This is a genomic window from Microcoleus sp. D3_18a_C4, assembly GCF_036702415.1.
Taxonomy (GTDB): domain Bacteria; phylum Cyanobacteriota; class Cyanobacteriia; order Cyanobacteriales; family Microcoleaceae; genus Microcoleus.
In genome coordinates this window covers 37,122-50,868 of the sequence record NZ_JAUBTI010000046.1, presented here as the reverse complement: position 1 = coordinate 50,868, position 13,747 = coordinate 37,122, and the positions used below count along the sequence as shown (strand labels likewise).

General features: G+C 46.1%; 16 protein-coding genes. 9 read left to right on the top strand and 7 right to left on the bottom strand.

Annotated elements, in window-relative coordinates; translation table 11 throughout:
- Positions 1–140: 140 nt before the first annotated feature.
- On the bottom strand, positions 141–1,412 hold the full coding sequence (locus tag QUB16_RS19690; RefSeq protein WP_333318646.1) for an aspartate aminotransferase family protein: 1,272 nt from the start codon (positions 1,410–1,412) through the stop codon (positions 141–143).
- Between the two features lie 128 nt (positions 1,413–1,540).
- On the opposite strand from QUB16_RS19690, the gene QUB16_RS19685 reads away from it, so the two are divergent.
- Complete coding sequence (locus tag QUB16_RS19685; RefSeq protein ID WP_333318644.1) at positions 1,541–2,818, top strand: ribulose bisphosphate carboxylase small subunit; 1,278 nt, start codon at positions 1,541–1,543, stop codon at positions 2,816–2,818.
- A gap of 468 nt (positions 2,819–3,286) precedes the next feature.
- Here the strand turns inward: QUB16_RS19685 and rbsK are convergent, their stop codons facing one another.
- A complete protein-coding gene (gene rbsK / locus QUB16_RS19680) occupies positions 3,287–4,207 on the bottom strand; it encodes a ribokinase (protein ID WP_333318642.1) in 921 nt (306 codons plus the stop codon).
- A gap of 326 nt (positions 4,208–4,533) precedes the next feature.
- Here rbsK and nblR point away from each other — a divergent pair, with 326 nt between their 5' ends.
- The 4 genes from nblR (at position 4,534) to QUB16_RS19660 (ending at position 7,083) form a co-directional block, all read left to right on the top strand.
- Positions 4,534–5,229 carry a response regulator transcription factor NblR gene (gene nblR / locus QUB16_RS19675; protein WP_333318640.1) on the top strand — a complete coding sequence of 232 codons (696 nt, stop codon included), beginning with the start codon at positions 4,534–4,536 and terminating at the stop codon, positions 5,227–5,229.
- A 117-nt stretch (positions 5,230–5,346) separates the two neighbouring features.
- The gene (locus QUB16_RS19670; RefSeq protein ID WP_333318638.1) at positions 5,347–5,862 is read left to right on the top strand and encodes a DUF192 domain-containing protein; all 516 of its coding nucleotides are present in this window, start codon (positions 5,347–5,349) and stop codon (positions 5,860–5,862) included.
- A gap of 677 nt (positions 5,863–6,539) precedes the next feature.
- The gene (locus tag QUB16_RS19665; protein WP_333318636.1) at positions 6,540–6,752 is read left to right on the top strand and encodes a hypothetical protein; all 213 of its coding nucleotides are present in this window, start codon (positions 6,540–6,542) and stop codon (positions 6,750–6,752) included.
- 115 nt (positions 6,753–6,867) lie between these two features.
- Entirely contained in the window at positions 6,868–7,083 is a 216-nt protein-coding gene (locus tag QUB16_RS19660) for a DUF2949 domain-containing protein (protein WP_333318634.1), read from the top strand.
- Positions 7,084–7,138: 55 nt separating this feature from the next.
- Here the strand turns inward: QUB16_RS19660 and QUB16_RS19655 are convergent, their stop codons facing one another.
- From QUB16_RS19655 to trpC, 3 genes are all read right to left on the bottom strand, one after another.
- Entirely contained in the window at positions 7,139–8,296 is a 1,158-nt protein-coding gene (locus tag QUB16_RS19655) for an alanine--glyoxylate aminotransferase family protein (protein ID WP_333141592.1), read from the bottom strand.
- Between the two features lie 78 nt (positions 8,297–8,374).
- Positions 8,375–8,620 carry a DUF5340 domain-containing protein gene (locus tag QUB16_RS19650; RefSeq protein WP_041623669.1) on the bottom strand — a complete coding sequence of 82 codons (246 nt, stop codon included), beginning with the start codon at positions 8,618–8,620 and terminating at the stop codon, positions 8,375–8,377.
- Positions 8,621–8,969: 349 nt separating this feature from the next.
- Positions 8,970–9,869 carry an indole-3-glycerol phosphate synthase TrpC gene (gene trpC, locus QUB16_RS19645; RefSeq protein ID WP_333318632.1) on the bottom strand — a complete coding sequence of 300 codons (900 nt, stop codon included), beginning with the start codon at positions 9,867–9,869 and terminating at the stop codon, positions 8,970–8,972.
- A 140-nt stretch (positions 9,870–10,009) separates the two neighbouring features.
- On the opposite strand from trpC, the gene QUB16_RS19640 reads away from it, so the two are divergent.
- The 4 genes from QUB16_RS19640 to QUB16_RS19625 all read left to right on the top strand — a co-directional run bounded on the left by QUB16_RS19640 (position 10,010) and on the right by QUB16_RS19625 (position 11,652).
- Positions 10,010–10,429: an element excision factor XisH family protein gene (locus QUB16_RS19640; RefSeq protein WP_333141588.1), complete on the top strand. Its 420-nt coding sequence runs from the start codon at positions 10,010–10,012 to the stop codon at positions 10,427–10,429.
- The gene (locus QUB16_RS19635; protein ID WP_333318630.1) at positions 10,414–10,803 is read left to right on the top strand and encodes a XisI protein; all 390 of its coding nucleotides are present in this window, start codon (positions 10,414–10,416) and stop codon (positions 10,801–10,803) included. The genes QUB16_RS19640 and QUB16_RS19635 overlap by 16 nt, the downstream gene beginning before the upstream one ends.
- A 157-nt stretch (positions 10,804–10,960) precedes the next feature.
- The gene (locus QUB16_RS19630; RefSeq protein WP_333090952.1) at positions 10,961–11,296 is read left to right on the top strand and encodes a DUF433 domain-containing protein; all 336 of its coding nucleotides are present in this window, start codon (positions 10,961–10,963) and stop codon (positions 11,294–11,296) included.
- Entirely contained in the window at positions 11,293–11,652 is a 360-nt protein-coding gene (locus tag QUB16_RS19625) for a DUF5615 family PIN-like protein (RefSeq protein WP_333204798.1), read from the top strand. Before QUB16_RS19630 ends, QUB16_RS19625 begins: the two co-directional genes overlap by 4 nt.
- A gap of 218 nt (positions 11,653–11,870) precedes the next feature.
- Here the strand turns inward: QUB16_RS19625 and QUB16_RS19620 are convergent, their stop codons facing one another.
- Together QUB16_RS19620 and QUB16_RS19615 are read right to left on the bottom strand one after the other, a co-directional pair.
- Positions 11,871–12,140 carry a type II toxin-antitoxin system Phd/YefM family antitoxin gene (locus tag QUB16_RS19620; protein WP_333318628.1) on the bottom strand — a complete coding sequence of 90 codons (270 nt, stop codon included), beginning with the start codon at positions 12,138–12,140 and terminating at the stop codon, positions 11,871–11,873.
- Positions 12,141–12,168: 28 nt separating this feature from the next.
- Positions 12,169–13,668: an NB-ARC domain-containing protein gene (locus QUB16_RS19615; protein WP_333318626.1), complete on the bottom strand. Its 1,500-nt coding sequence runs from the start codon at positions 13,666–13,668 to the stop codon at positions 12,169–12,171.
- Between the last annotated feature and the right edge of the window lie 79 nt (positions 13,669–13,747).

Here is a 13,747-nt window from a genome sequence, read left to right as displayed (position 1 = left end):
CCGCCCGTCCTTTCTGGGCGGGCGGGACGCCCATCCCACAAGAAAAAAGGGAAATTATTTAATTGACGATCCTAAGTGAGTTATCTAGGATATTGCGCGAACTTCAGCGCTACAGCTAACAAAAATCAACTCAGTAGATTTTACTGTACCGCTTGAGAGCGCAAGGCTGACTCTACCGCCTGCAGAGCTCGATCGACTTCAGCGACAGTGACAATCAGCGGCGGGACAAACCTCAGCACTTTCGGCCCTGCAGGAACCAACAAAACTCCTGCGGCGATGGCAGATTTGACAATATCAGCGGATGTAAGTTCGATGTCAGCTTGCAATTCCATCCCGACAATCAAACCCCAGCCGCGCACTTCGGCAATTAAATGCGGATATTCGGCCGCCAACTTGTTGAGCCCTGCTTTCAACTGTTCCCCGCGCTGCTGCACGTTTTCCAGAAGGTTTTCCCGTTCCAAAGTTTGGCAAACGCACAAAGCTACAGCGCAAGCAAAAGGATTGCCGCCGAATGTGCTGGCGTGACTTCCCGGTTCAAATACATCGCAGGAAGATTTGCACAGCATAGCGCCGATCGGGATACCGCCGCCCAACCCTTTCGCAGACGTAAAGATATCCGGTTCAATGCCGAGGTTTTCGTAGCCCCAGTATTTGCCGCTGCGTCCCATCCCGACTTGCACTTCGTCGAGAATGAGCAAAATACCTTTTTCGTCGCAAATTTCCCGAATGCGCTGGAAGTAGGCGATATCTCCGGGGCGAACTCCGCCTTCGCCTTGCAGCGCTTCCAGCATAATTGCAGCTACTTGGCGTTCGTCTTTGTCGAGTTGCTCGATCGCACTTTCGATCGCACTAATATCGTTGTAGGGCACATAGTGAAATCCCGGCACCAAAGGGCTAAAACCCTTCTGGTATTTAGGCTGTCCCGTTGCCGTAATTGTCGCCAAAGTCCGCCCGTGGAAACTCGCAACAGCCGTAATGATTGTCGGATTCGAGATATTTAATTTTTCGTGGGCGTACTTGCGAGCGAGTTTAATTGCCGCTTCATTAGCTTCCGCGCCGGAGTTGCAAAAGAAGGCTCTGTCCGCGCAAGAATGGTCTACAAGCCACTTTGCCAACTCCCCCTGTACGGGGATGTAATAAAGGTTAGAAACGTGGTGCAGGGTCTGAATTTGCTGAGTTACCGCTGCAATCATTGCCGGGTGGGCGTGTCCCAGAGTGCAGGTAGCAATACCAGCCACAAAATCGAGATATTCGCGGCCCTCGGTATCCCAAACGCGGCAGCCGAGGCCCCGTTCTAGGGCGATCGCAAAACGCCCGTAAGTTGTCATTACATAGCTGTCGAAGCTCTCAGAACTGAAGGGACTGGCTTCGGCTTGCACGCTTGGTTCTTTTAGTAAGGTTTCTGGACTCACGAATCGCTCCTTAACACATAATATACAGACCTCGATTGTACGGTAAAAATCCAGGTTAGCGGTGCAGGCTGTTAGTTTTGTCATAAAATCATAACAGTAACATCCATTAATCCCTCACAAATCTACTGATGAGTTATTACATTTCTCCTAACTTTCTCGATAAAGTTGCGGTGCACGTCACTAAGAACTTTTTAAATTTGCCAGGGGTAAGAGTTCCCCTAATTTTGGGAATTCACGGCCGCAAAGGAGAAGGCAAAACTTTTCAAACCGAACTGGTTTTTCGGCGGATGGGCTTTGAACCGGTGATGATATCTGGTGGGGAATTAGAAAGCCCGGATGCTGGAGATCCAGCGCGTTTAATTCGCTTGCGCTACCGGGAAGCTGCGGAGCAAATTAGGGTGCGGGGTGAGATGTGCGCCATCTTTATTAACGATTTGGATGCTGGTGCTGGCAGGTTCGATACTACTACTCAATATACTGTCAATACTCAGATGGTCAATGCGACTCTGATGAATATTGCTGATAATCCAACTAACGTGCAGTTACCAGGAAGTTATGACAGTACGCCCCTGCACCGAGTGCCGATTATTGTCACCGGAAATGATTTTTCTACCCTGTACGCGCCGCTGATTCGCGACGGGCGGATGGAAAAGTTTTATTGGGAACCGAGCCGGGATGATAAAATTGGCATTGTTGGGGGAATTTTTGAATCTGACAAATTGTCAAAAACCGATATTGTCGCGTTAGTCGATAATTTTGCCGATCAGGCGATCGACTTTTTTAGCGCTTTGCGATCGCGCATTTATGACGAACAAATCCGCGAATTCATTCACAAAGTAGGAATCGAGCGAGTTTCCAAGCGTTTGGTAAACACTTTGGAAGCAGCGCCAGATTTCCATAACCCGAATTTCAGCCTCGCTCATTTATTAGAAATGGGCAGTTTGATGGTGGGCCAACAAAAGCGGATTAAGGAAATGCGCTTAGTAGATGAATACAACCAATCGCGCCTGTTCAACGTTCAAGGAACCCCCAATCCTCCTGCTGCTGCGCCCACGCAAAGTGAATTAAACGACCCGTCCTCCAAATATTATAAGGCTTACGTTGAGCCAAGTTCTGAAGGTGGTAACGGTCATGCGGCGCGGCTAAGTTCCGAGGTATTGGAACAAGTAAAGCAGTTGTTAGCAAGAGGCTGCAAAATTGGCATGGAATATGCAGATAATCGCCGATTTAAAACTGGTTATTGGCAAAGCTGCGCGACGATTAAAACTGAACAAGAAAAAGATGTGGTTGCATCTTTAGAAACTTGTTTGGCGGAACACGGCGGCGAATACGTGCGGCTGATTGGTATCGATCCAAAAGTTAAGCGACGGGTAGTTGAAACAATTATTCAGCGGCCGAATGGTTAAAGTTAAAGCAGTCCGCCAGGGAATGAATTCCCTGTCTAATAGCTAAAGTCCTCGCTATGAGGACTAATGAGTTTAAAAAATTTTATACTCATATCATGTCCGATCGAGCGATCGCGATTTTTGTAGGGGCGGGTTCACCAACAATACCTGCCACTAATTGACCATCTCAAAAACCCGCCCCGACCGGGATATTATGGTTAATCGATCGGACATGATATAATGAGTTTAAAAATTTTTATTCTCAGTCCTCTTGAGAGGACTTTAGCTTTGAGGCAGGGGTTTCAACCCCTGTCGGACTGTCGGACTGTCGGTTTAATGTTAAGTTGAAACCAATCAACACTGTTGTGTCCCTACAGGCAATATCTTCTTTATCTTGCCCTAAACTACTGGACAGATAGAGATGATGCAAACCAGCGGCGAATTAGCTTTACAAGTTAAAGTAGGGTGCGCCTTCGGCACCTGACAAATTCAAATTAAATTATGCAAAAATTTATCAAAAGTTGCCCGATCGCACATAGCACCTTGAGCACCCACTTTAGTTGTGCACAAAGCGCCCGCTGCTGCGCCCCACCGCACCGCCTCTGACAAGGACAGACCGGCATCTAATGCAGAGGCCAAACCGCCGTTAAAAGCATCGCCAGCAGCCACAGTGTCGATCGCCTCCACAGCAAAAGCCGGTACAAAAAAGGTTTCATCCGCAGTAACAGCAACAGCCCCGCGATCGCCCAATTTGACAATAACATTCTTGACCCCACGCTCCTGCAAGTGTTTGGCAGCTACAATCGCTGTTTCCGTGTCATTCACCCGAAAACCGACTAACTGGCCCGCTTCCACTTCATTCGGCGTCATAATGTCAATTAGCGGATAAAGTTCCAGTGGCAAATCCGCCCTAGCCGGTGCTGGATCGAGAATAACTCGCACCCCCGCTTGACGAGCAGTTTTCGCAGCTTTTTGGACAACTTCCAGGGGAATTTCTAACTGTAACAGCAAAGATGTAGCTGCTGTTAACAGTTTTTTGAGACGTTCTATATCTGCTTCACCGACATTGTTATTCGCCCCCGGAATCACAATAATATTATTTTGACCTGTCTCGTCTACCGCGATAATTGCCACTCCTGAATGAGTGTTTTGGTCTATTAATACATTGTCTGTACTTAAACCATAAGATTGTAAATTAGTCAATAATTCTTCAGCAAATTTGTCGTTGCCGACGCGACCGATGATGTGGGTGGAAGTGCCGAGACGGGCGGCCGCGACGGCTTGATTTGCTCCTTTGCCGCCGCCTGCCGTGAAAAAATTGCTACCGATGATAGTTTCCCCTGGCTGTGGCAACCGGGGAGTTTTTGCTGCTAGGTCGATGTTGATACTGCCGAATACGATGATACTCATAATTTAAATTGGGAATTGGGCGGAGCGAAGCGGAGGGATGGGGCATGGGGCATTGGGCATTGGGCATTATAGAATTGGGAATTGGTAATGGGTAGCAACTCGCAAATAACCCATAACGAATAGACATCTCCCATAATTATCGTGGAACAGGCAGGATGCCTGTTCAAAATCTGCTTTTTAGGAGAAGTCTAATAACAACAAATAACAAATAACAACAGCCAACAGCTAACAGTCAACTGTCAACTGTCAACCGCCAACAACCAACAGTTAACAACCAACGGCCATCAAACGTGCTAGAACAGTTATGGTCTCCACAGGTCAATTCAATGGCTGCAATTACTCTCGATCGCAATCCCTGTGTCCTGCTAGTTGAAACAGACGAAGTTCTCGCCGGACACTTGAGTCTCGACTTAAAATCCTCCGGCTACGAACCGGTAGTGGCTTCTAATACCGCCACAGGCCAACATTTAGCTCATGAATTGCAGCCAGCTTTGATTGTAATCGATCGCATACTTGGCGCTGAGTCGGGGCTGTCACTGTGTTCTCACCTCAGAAGTATTGGCAATCGGGCGCCGGTGCTGCTATTGGTCGGTCGTGATACAGTTGACGATCGCGTAGCTTGTCTGGAAGCTGGTGCGGATGATTATTTTCTTAAACCTTACCGCACTGAGGAGTTTTTGCAGTTGGTGCGCTTGTATTTGCAGCCGGATAACAGCAGCAACGAACAATTGAGGTTTGGCGATTTAGTTTTGGATTTGGCCTCTAGGCGGGCCTTACGCAATGGACGGGCGATCGACCTGACGATGAAGGAATATGAGCTGCTAAAGTATTTGATGGAACATCCCCGCGAGGTTTTGACTCGCGAACAAATTCTGGAAAATGTTTGGGGTTACGACTTTTTGGGTGAGTCGAATGTGATTGAGGTTTACATCCGCTATCTGCGGCTCAAAATTGAAGATGAGGGCGAAAAGCGCTTGATTCAGACGGTGCGCGGTGTTGGCTATGTGATGCGGGAAGCTTGAAGAAGTCATCAGTCATTAGTCATCAGTCAGTTGTCAGTTGTCAGTTGTCAGTTGTCATCACTCAACGCAGTCAACAGTCAACAGTCAACAGTCAACAGTCAACAATCTAAAATCATTATGAATTATTTAACTAATTTGCTCGGTATTGGAGTAAGTATATTTTTGCTGGGATGTTCGCCGACTTTACCGATCGCGAATGCTGGTGCTACTGGTATTTTGGCCTCGCAGTCTCCGACGGCGATAACATCGGGTCAAGTGCTGCCTGTTTCTGCTAGAGCTCGGATAGGCGATCGCCCAATCGAACTCGAAGTGGCGAAAACACCGGAACAGCAGGCTATGGGTTTAATGTACAGAACTTCTTTGCCGGATGACAGAGGAATGCTGTTTGAGTTTAAACCGGCGCGGCGGGTCAATTTTTGGATGAAAAATTGCAAGATTTCTCTGGATATGATTTTTCTGCGAGATGGGGTGGTTGAGGCGATCGAAGTTTCTGCACCTCCTTGTACTGAAGATCCTTGTCCTACCTACGGGCCCGATACAGTTGTCGATCGAGTTATTGAACTCCGGGGCGGGCGGGCTGCTGAACTCGGTGTCAAAAAGGGCGATCGTATTGAAATCGAGTTTTTCGACTAAAACTTCGGACTGTTTCCGTAAAATCTGCAGACAGACACAATCCCCCGGTTTCCATCGCCCAGAGAGCCCCCTGCCTTCGCAGGGCTGTTTCATTCTCTTGTAGGGGCAGCCCCCCGTGGCTGCCCCCATGTGCCAAACGCCTGTGCAGTCGTCTGTGGCGGGGTAGGCACGGGGGGGTAGGCACGGGGAGTAGGGGTAGCACTACCCCTACAGAGTCAAAATTCATGTTTTTGGTGAGAATGAAACAGCCCTGCCTGCCTTCGGAATACCCAAGAAAATTTAGAAACTTTACAAAAATTGATAAAATCTATTAGAATATTAATGTAACATTCAGTACAAACACCCAAACATTTGCTACGATGTCGATCTCAGTCAGTCAGGACTTGAGCTTGTTTCCCGAAGCTGTAGATGGTTGGTCGCAGGTATCAGACGGGTCAGCGACTCGTTACCAATCCTGAGAGACGATACTCAGCCTCAAGGTGTAGCAAAACGAAAAGAAATTCTCTGGAAGTTCTGGCGATCGAGCTAAATCTACTAAACCTATCTAAAGTAATATGCTACGAGCCAAGTTAATTGGCGGGAATTGGCAAACTTAACTTGTGGTAGCAGTTTCGGGTTAGATCGAAATATCTAACTAATTTTGCCGAAGTAGATTTGCGGATTCTGCATTTCGGCAGATGAAGTTAAACTCTGAACCTGGTTTAGTAGTTTTAGGTAGCAGAATTTATTCTGATTCGCGCTGCAGAGATGCCGAGGTATTCAGTTTAGGTTCGATCGCGATTACCAGTCGATCGGGCAGACATCAGCCAAATTGCAAAACCTTTCACTTTTTGGGAAAGGTTAGCTTGTGCGCTCGCACTCAGCATTACGTTTGGCAGTTCAACCGCTAATAGCGTTTTAAAACCTATCGACGGTAACAAGACAAATTTAAAACTGGCTTATTACTCATCAAAAACATCAGGTTCACATCAGAAAATGGTGTCCTATACTTAGAGGTGAAATCACATGGCACCCGCTACATACACTAGATTAATTCGATTTTTACAAGAAGATTTGGCAATTTCGCCCGCGTCAATTGCTGTCGCAGAACGTGTCGGCGATAACAAACAGCGGCATCGCGATCGAGACCCGAATTCCTTGCCGATGGTTCTGTGGCAATACGGTTTAGTCACTCTCGAACAGTTGGATAAAATCTTTGATTGGTTATCCGAAGCATATTAAAAGGATTTTAGATTTTAGAGAGTATCAAAAATCTAAAATCCTTTAACAACTGAGATTAGGATTCAGCCAAGAATTTGGCAGCAGCGGCAACGCCGGCACCAGGAGTGTAGCCTTCATGACCCAATTCGCTCAGCACAACTTCTAAAGAGGAAATTGCTGCTAGAATATCGCGATCGCACACAAAGCCCAAATGACCGATTCGGAAGATTTTACCTTTCAAATGGTCTTGTCCGTCGGCGAGAGCAATGTCAAATCTCTTTCTCATCAAAGTCCGCACTTTTTGAGCATCTACGGATTCTGGCGGCATAACCGAAGTAATCGCAGGGCTGGCGGCATCGTCAGCAGCAAACAACGGCAAACCTAAAGCTTTTACAGCAGCGCGAGTAGTTGTCATCAACCGTTTGTGCCGCGCGAAAACATTTTCCAACCCTTCTGTTTTCATCATCTGCAGCGATGCTTGCAGGGCAAAAAACATATTGACAGGGGGAGTAAAAGGAGTGGTATTTTTGGCAGCGTCTTTGCTATATTTGCCCAAATCCAAATAATAGCGGGGCAGTTTTGCAGTTTTGTAAGCTTCCCAAGCTTTGGGACTGACGGCCACAAAACCCAAACCTGGAGGAATCATGTAAGCTTTCTGAGAACCCGAAGCAATGACATCGATTCCCCAAGCGTCCATCGGAATATTGACAGCGCCTAAGCTAGTGACAGCATCAACCATAATTAAAGCTTCACCGTGGGCTTTAACGTGGCGGTTGATGGTTTCGAGGTCGTTGAGGACGCCGGTAGAGGTTTCCGAGTGCGTGATGATGACAGCTTTGATTTGCTTCTCTGTATCTGCTTCGAGTTTTTCGCGGAAGTTTTCGGGGTCTAAGGGTTGGCCCCACTCGGCTTTAATAATTTCGGCGTTTAAACCGTAAGCTTCGGCGACTTCGGCCCAGCGTTCGCCAAATTTGCCGTTGGTGCCGACTAAAACTCGATCGCCCGCACTCAAGAAATTAATTATCCCAGCTTCCATCGCGCCGGTACCAGAAACCGTTAAACTCAGCACGTCACTTTTAGTTTGGTGCAGCCATTTGAGGTTTTCGGTACATTCTGCAAAAATCGCGTCAAATTCCTTGCTGCGGTGGCCCATCGGGTGTTTTGCCATCGCTAACAATGCCGCTTCAGGCACCGGCGTCGGGCCGGGAATCATCAGCATTAATTTGTTGTCCATGATATTGTCCTAAGTTTTTCGGTGGGAGTTATATAGAATAAATCAAATACGATCCGTCACGTCGCTACTCTAACTTTTTTAACTTTTAACTCCCTTGTGGTTAATTTCATTTAGAGACCAGCGGTGTTCTACCGCTAAGTTCGATCGCTCGCAGCTTTGTTCTAATTGCTTTTGAATGGCAAGGGCTTTACGCAGTGTAATAATAAGTTGGTGCACTTGTTGCTGCTGCGGCGATTGTGGACTGACAGCAAACATCGTTTTGCGCTCTAACAATTGAAGTAGCAATTCATAATGAATGTACGAAGGAAGGGGGATTGGCTCCATGAAAGCTAATATACCTCAGCGAACCGATACCCCATTGCAATTGCATGAGGCATCACGGTGAACATTAGATGCCCGATTTTTTATTTGTTTTCTAACCGTACAATAACCCCTGCTTTGCCGATCGAATATTCGGGGCTGGGTGCGTTGGACACGCTAAATCTTGCGATCGACAGGCTTACAGAATAGATTTAATTGCTTTCTGGCAAAATATTTCTATGCAATATAGCTTTCAGTGCTATTTCTTTTTTACAGTAGCGCTTGAGTCGATGCAGGCTAGAAATTCTCATTATTTACCTACTTAATCACTTTTTATCAGAATTAAGGGTGCTTTGTCAAGCGGTCTCGCCTTTCACAGGCTGGGAGGGCGATCGGCCAGCGAGGCTAAAGCGGCGCCCGGATCGGGCTGTTTGACCAGAGATTCGCCGATGAGGACGGCTTCTGCTCCGGCGCTGGCAACTTTAGCTAGGTCGTCGGGAGTGTGGATTCCTGACTCGCTGACGATGAGGATGCCTTTTGCTTGAATTTCGGTTTGGCGATCGGCTAATAGTTGACCGGTTGTTTCTAGGCTGACGGAAAAGTCTGCTAGGTTGCGGTTGTTGATGCCGATTAGGTTGACGCCTTCTAGGGTTAATACTCGATCGAGTTCTTCGAGAGTGTGAACTTCTATTAAAGCTGTCATGCCCAATGTCTTGACAATTTTCACAAAGTATTGTAAGTCTTTGTCAGATAGAATAGCTGCGATTAAAAGTACAGCATCGGCACCGTGAATGCGGGCGAGATAAATTTGGTAGGGATAGATAATAAACTCTTTGCAAAGTAAGGGTAAATCGACGGCGGCACGGATTTTAGCGAGGTTGTCAAAGCTGCCTTGAAAGAACTTTTCATCGGTGAGTACGGAGATGCAACTGGCGCCGTTTTGTTGGTAAGCTAGGGCGATCGCCACCGGGTCGAAATCTTCGCGAATTACGCCTTTGCTGGGGGAAGCTTTTTTAACTTCGGCGATGATAGCGGGTGTGGTTTTGCCGTTTTTAAGGGCGGCAAGAAAGTCGCGGATGGGCGGTGCAAACGGGAGTTTTTTGTGAAGATCGGCTAACGGGGTGCGATCGCGCTTTTGGGCTACTTCAGCTTCTTTTTCCCAGACGATTTCTTCGAGGATGTGCTGAGGTTCGGCGTCGGGTACGGCGATTTGGTAGCTGAGGTAGAGTACGGAGACTGATGTGCTGGGGGGACGGCGGCGGATTTGAAGCATGATAGGGGGATAAACAGTTGACAGTTGACAGTTGACAGCGAGGTTTTTAGGCTGGGGATTTATACCTTACCGCGATCGCAACAAGTTTCAACCTATTATATAATGGTTACAGTAAATCCTCCTAGCCTGAGAGCTAATGCGTGCCAGCTAAAGATATTTATCACGATACAGTTAAGCGTGCCTTGCAAAAGGATGGGTGGACAATTACTCACGATCCATTTTCCATGCAAATTGGTCGCAAGCGTTTATCTGCTGACTTGGGTGCAGAACGTCTAATTAATGCTGAAAAAGACACCCAAAAAATAGTTGTTGAGGTCAAGAGTTTTGTAGGACGATCGGATGTAAAAGATTTGGAACAGGCTTTGGGACAGTACGTTCTTTACCACCAAGTGCTTAATGAAATGCAGAGCGATAGAAAACTCTATCTTGCTATTTCTAAGCCTGCTTTTAAGAGCGTATTTACCATAGAACTAGGGCAAGTGTTATTAAAAAATCAAATTGTTAAACTGATTGTTTTTGATGTAAAAAGTGAGGAAATACTTCAATGGATACCCGATTGAGATACCAAGAAATTATCAAAAGCATACTTCAGGAACACGCTAAATACCGCAATACTATACCTGACGGCTATCATTCTCAACTGTTATTTGATGATGAACGAGGAGGATATTTAGTTTTGGATATAGGTTGGAATGATGACAATTACCTTCACGCCACACCAATCCACATCAATTTAATCGGCGATAAAATCTGGATTCAATATGATGATACTGAAGAAGGAGTGGCGACTGATTTATTGGCTGCAGGTGTTCCTAAAGAAGATATTGTACTCGGTTTTAGGCATCCTCAAGTGCGACAATATACTGAATTTGGAACTGGTTTGAGCGACAAAGATGAAGAAAATTTTGCTGAATCTGCTGTGCGATCTGCCTAAGTAGAGTACGGAGACGGATGTGCTGGGGGGACGACGGCGGATTTGAAGCATGATAAGGGGATAAAGGGCGATCGTAACAAGTTTCTATTATATAAGGTCGATCGCCCTTTTCCATTTATGATAAAATGCGATTAACTAAGTATTCGGAGATAAACCGATGCAACTAGAAGACTATTTTGAATTTCTCGACCCCGATGACATCCGCATCAAAGGACATCGGATCGGCATTGACGATGTAATTAAATATTACTTGGATGGATATTCGCCAGACCAAATTCTGGAAGAATTACCAAGTTTGAATTTAGAGAAAATTTACGCAACGCTAACTTATTATCTGCAAAATCGGAGGCAGATGGATGCTTATATGTTGCGGCTGGCGAAGTGGCGGGAAGAACGCTATCAGGAATGGTTGGCTAAGGAACCTTCTGATGTAGTAAAGCGTGTAAGAGCAATCAAAGCACAGCGAGAACAGGAGTTACTTCTACTCAAGTGAAAATTCGTTTTTTACTCGATGAAAATTTGCCGCCTAAGCTTAAAAGTGCTGTCTTAAAACTCCAGCCGGAGATAGATATTTTGCGGGTGGGCGACGCAAATGCACCGCCATTAGGAACCCTCGATCCAGAAATCATCAGCTATTTGGAATCATCGCAAAGGCTATTGGTAACGGATAACCGCAAAAGTATTCCTGGACATTTGGAGGAATATTGGGCAACGGGAGGACAAATTTGGGGACTGTTTTGGGTGCGTCCAAGTGCAAGTTTAGGCAGATGGGCAGAAGAAATTGTGATAGTTTGGGAGACTTCGGAAGCTGAAGAATGGATTGATAAATTGGATTGGATTCCATTATAAAAAAATGTTGATAAAGTGCGTGAAGCTTAGCTATCCTGTAGGGAATCGCACATTTTGCCGCCAAAATCCCTTCGCTAACCCGCAAGTCCGCCGGGGGTTGAAAACCCCCGTCTCATAGCAAAAGTCCTCTAAAAGAGGACTGAAAAGCCAATTCAATAAACAAAGGTCGATCGCGCATTCCCAAATTTTACCAAAAGGTCGATCGCACATTTCTAAGTTCAAGATAATTCGCTGACAGTCTGAGGTTGGGCTGTTCTGGCTTTTGCCTGTTTCAGGGCACTTAACAAGCGATCGGCGTTTTTGGGCGATCGCAGCAGGTGTAATGTCTCCAGTAAGCTTGCCAACTCGTCAGCGGCAATTAAGGCTACGTTTTCGCCGTCTTTGCGGGTGATGATGATGGCATCGCGATCGCTGATGACTTGTTCGCACAATTCATCAAGATTCGCCAGAGCTTCAGTATAGGTTACTTGGGTTTGTGTGAGTGACATGGTTTTTGGCTTCCCAATACTAAGGATATTATAAGGGCGATCGGGCTTCTTTTTCTATGTTTGGGCGGGAATAGTTAGTTTTGACATACTCTTTTAGTATCGGGCAAAGGGTAAAAAATGTGCGATCGCCCTCCGGGATTTTCTCAATTAATGAACGCCGTCCCAAGGATTGCATCACTTGCAAAAAGTGCGATCGAGATAATTGCAGATTCTCTGGCACTTTTGAGAGGGAAACTGGCGCGGTTTCACTCGCTAGCCATGACATTACCTGTTTTTCTGACTCGGATAAGCGATTAAATGGCTGATGCAGTAAAGATTCTAAATCACCTAAAAATAGTGTATCCTCCGACAAAAATTCCGATAGGCTGCCGTTAAACAAATCTTGAATCATTGTAGCAACTATTTTTAACCACAAGGGATTGCCTCTGTATTGTTCAATTAGTTCGGAAAATTTTGCATCTTCAGTTAAACCTTTTTCTCTAAGGATTTCCCCCGCTTCAGCACCTAAACCATTGAGTTGTAATGAGCGAATGGGCTGGTTTTTGCCTTCTAATGCGGCGATTTCTCTGGGTATTTCCGACCCTATCAGGATTAAGCAACTGTTGTGAGATAATTCTCCTACCTGTCTGAAGAGTGTGCCGTAATCTTCATATCCAGGTTTATAATTGCCAGCGAGTTGTCCGCTGCTATTTACCATTTGTACGTCATCGAGTATCAGCAGACAGCGGTATTTTTGCAAGTAGTTCAGTAGGGGCAAACCCCCCGTGGTTGCCCCTTCTTCTGGGGAGGGGGCGGGCACGGGGGCGCCGCCCCTACCGAAGGCGGGCACGCCGTCGGCGTTTGGGGCGGGCACGGGGGCGCCGCCCCTACAGAAGAATTGAATTATATTTTTTTGAAGTATTGACAGGGGTGGAGATGTGGCGAGACTTCGCCAGATGATGAAATCAAATTCATGTTTGATTTGTTCTACTAGGTGTACGGCGAGTGCGGTTTTGCCAATGCCGACTATGCCTAGTATGGCGAGTAGGCGGGTGTTTTCTTGTAGAATCCACTCTTTGAGGGTGGTGAGTTCGGATGTGCGATCGTAGAAAATTCCCGACTTAGGCATTTCAGCTAAGAATTGACGCAATTTTGGTTCAGTGTTGCCTTTGTTTAGAGGTTCTTCATCAATTGGTGAGTTGGGGAATTTTGGTGACTGTGAACTATTTTCACAGACGTTGACGTTACCAATGTGTACACAGTCTTTATTATTGAAGTTCCAGGGATTTGATAATTTTACTTGCTCCAATCTAACTCTAAAATTTGCTTTATTGACTTCTTCGCCTAATACTTCTGATAGTAGCTTCCATAATTCAGATGCAATATCCTTGACGTGACCTTCAGTACAGTGAGATTCATCGGCTATTTTTGAGTATTTCAGACCTTGTAAAGTTCCCCGCAGTATCACCTCTTCCAGATTATCTAAGTGTTTTCCCGTATTGATAAAAACTAGGTCGTCGGCAAGTTTTAAGACTTCTTGAACGTCCATAGGTTGCTTTGTTATTAGAGTTTTACTGATTGTATCCGACTTTTTCCTACTTTTTCCTATTTGAGTCGGTTGTTTAATT

Coding starts and splice junctions, on each gene's coding strand:
- QUB16_RS19660 (WP_333318634.1), top strand. CDS start 6,868: ATGGCACCCGCTACATACACTAGATTAATTCGATTTTTACAAGAAGAT.
- QUB16_RS19655 (WP_333141592.1), bottom strand. CDS start 8,296: ATGGACAACAAATTAATGCTGATGATTCCCGGCCCGACGCCGGTGCCT.
- rbsK (WP_333318642.1), bottom strand. CDS start 4,207: ATGAGTATCATCGTATTCGGCAGTATCAACATCGACCTAGCAGCAAAA.
- QUB16_RS19685 (WP_333318644.1), top strand. CDS start 1,541: ATGAGTTATTACATTTCTCCTAACTTTCTCGATAAAGTTGCGGTGCAC.
- QUB16_RS19635 (WP_333318630.1), top strand. CDS start 10,414: ATGGATACCCGATTGAGATACCAAGAAATTATCAAAAGCATACTTCAG.
- QUB16_RS19665 (WP_333318636.1), top strand. CDS start 6,540: ATGAAGTTAAACTCTGAACCTGGTTTAGTAGTTTTAGGTAGCAGAATT.
- QUB16_RS19650 (WP_041623669.1), bottom strand. CDS start 8,620: ATGGAGCCAATCCCCCTTCCTTCGTACATTCATTATGAATTGCTACTT.
- trpC (WP_333318632.1), bottom strand. CDS start 9,869: ATGCTTCAAATCCGCCGCCGTCCCCCCAGCACATCAGTCTCCGTACTC.
- QUB16_RS19620 (WP_333318628.1), bottom strand. CDS start 12,140: ATGTCACTCACACAAACCCAAGTAACCTATACTGAAGCTCTGGCGAAT.
- QUB16_RS19670 (WP_333318638.1), top strand. CDS start 5,347: ATGAATTATTTAACTAATTTGCTCGGTATTGGAGTAAGTATATTTTTG.
- QUB16_RS19630 (WP_333090952.1), top strand. CDS start 10,961: ATGCAACTAGAAGACTATTTTGAATTTCTCGACCCCGATGACATCCGC.
- nblR (WP_333318640.1), top strand. CDS start 4,534: ATGGCTGCAATTACTCTCGATCGCAATCCCTGTGTCCTGCTAGTTGAA.
- QUB16_RS19615 (WP_333318626.1), bottom strand. CDS start 13,668: ATGGACGTTCAAGAAGTCTTAAAACTTGCCGACGACCTAGTTTTTATC.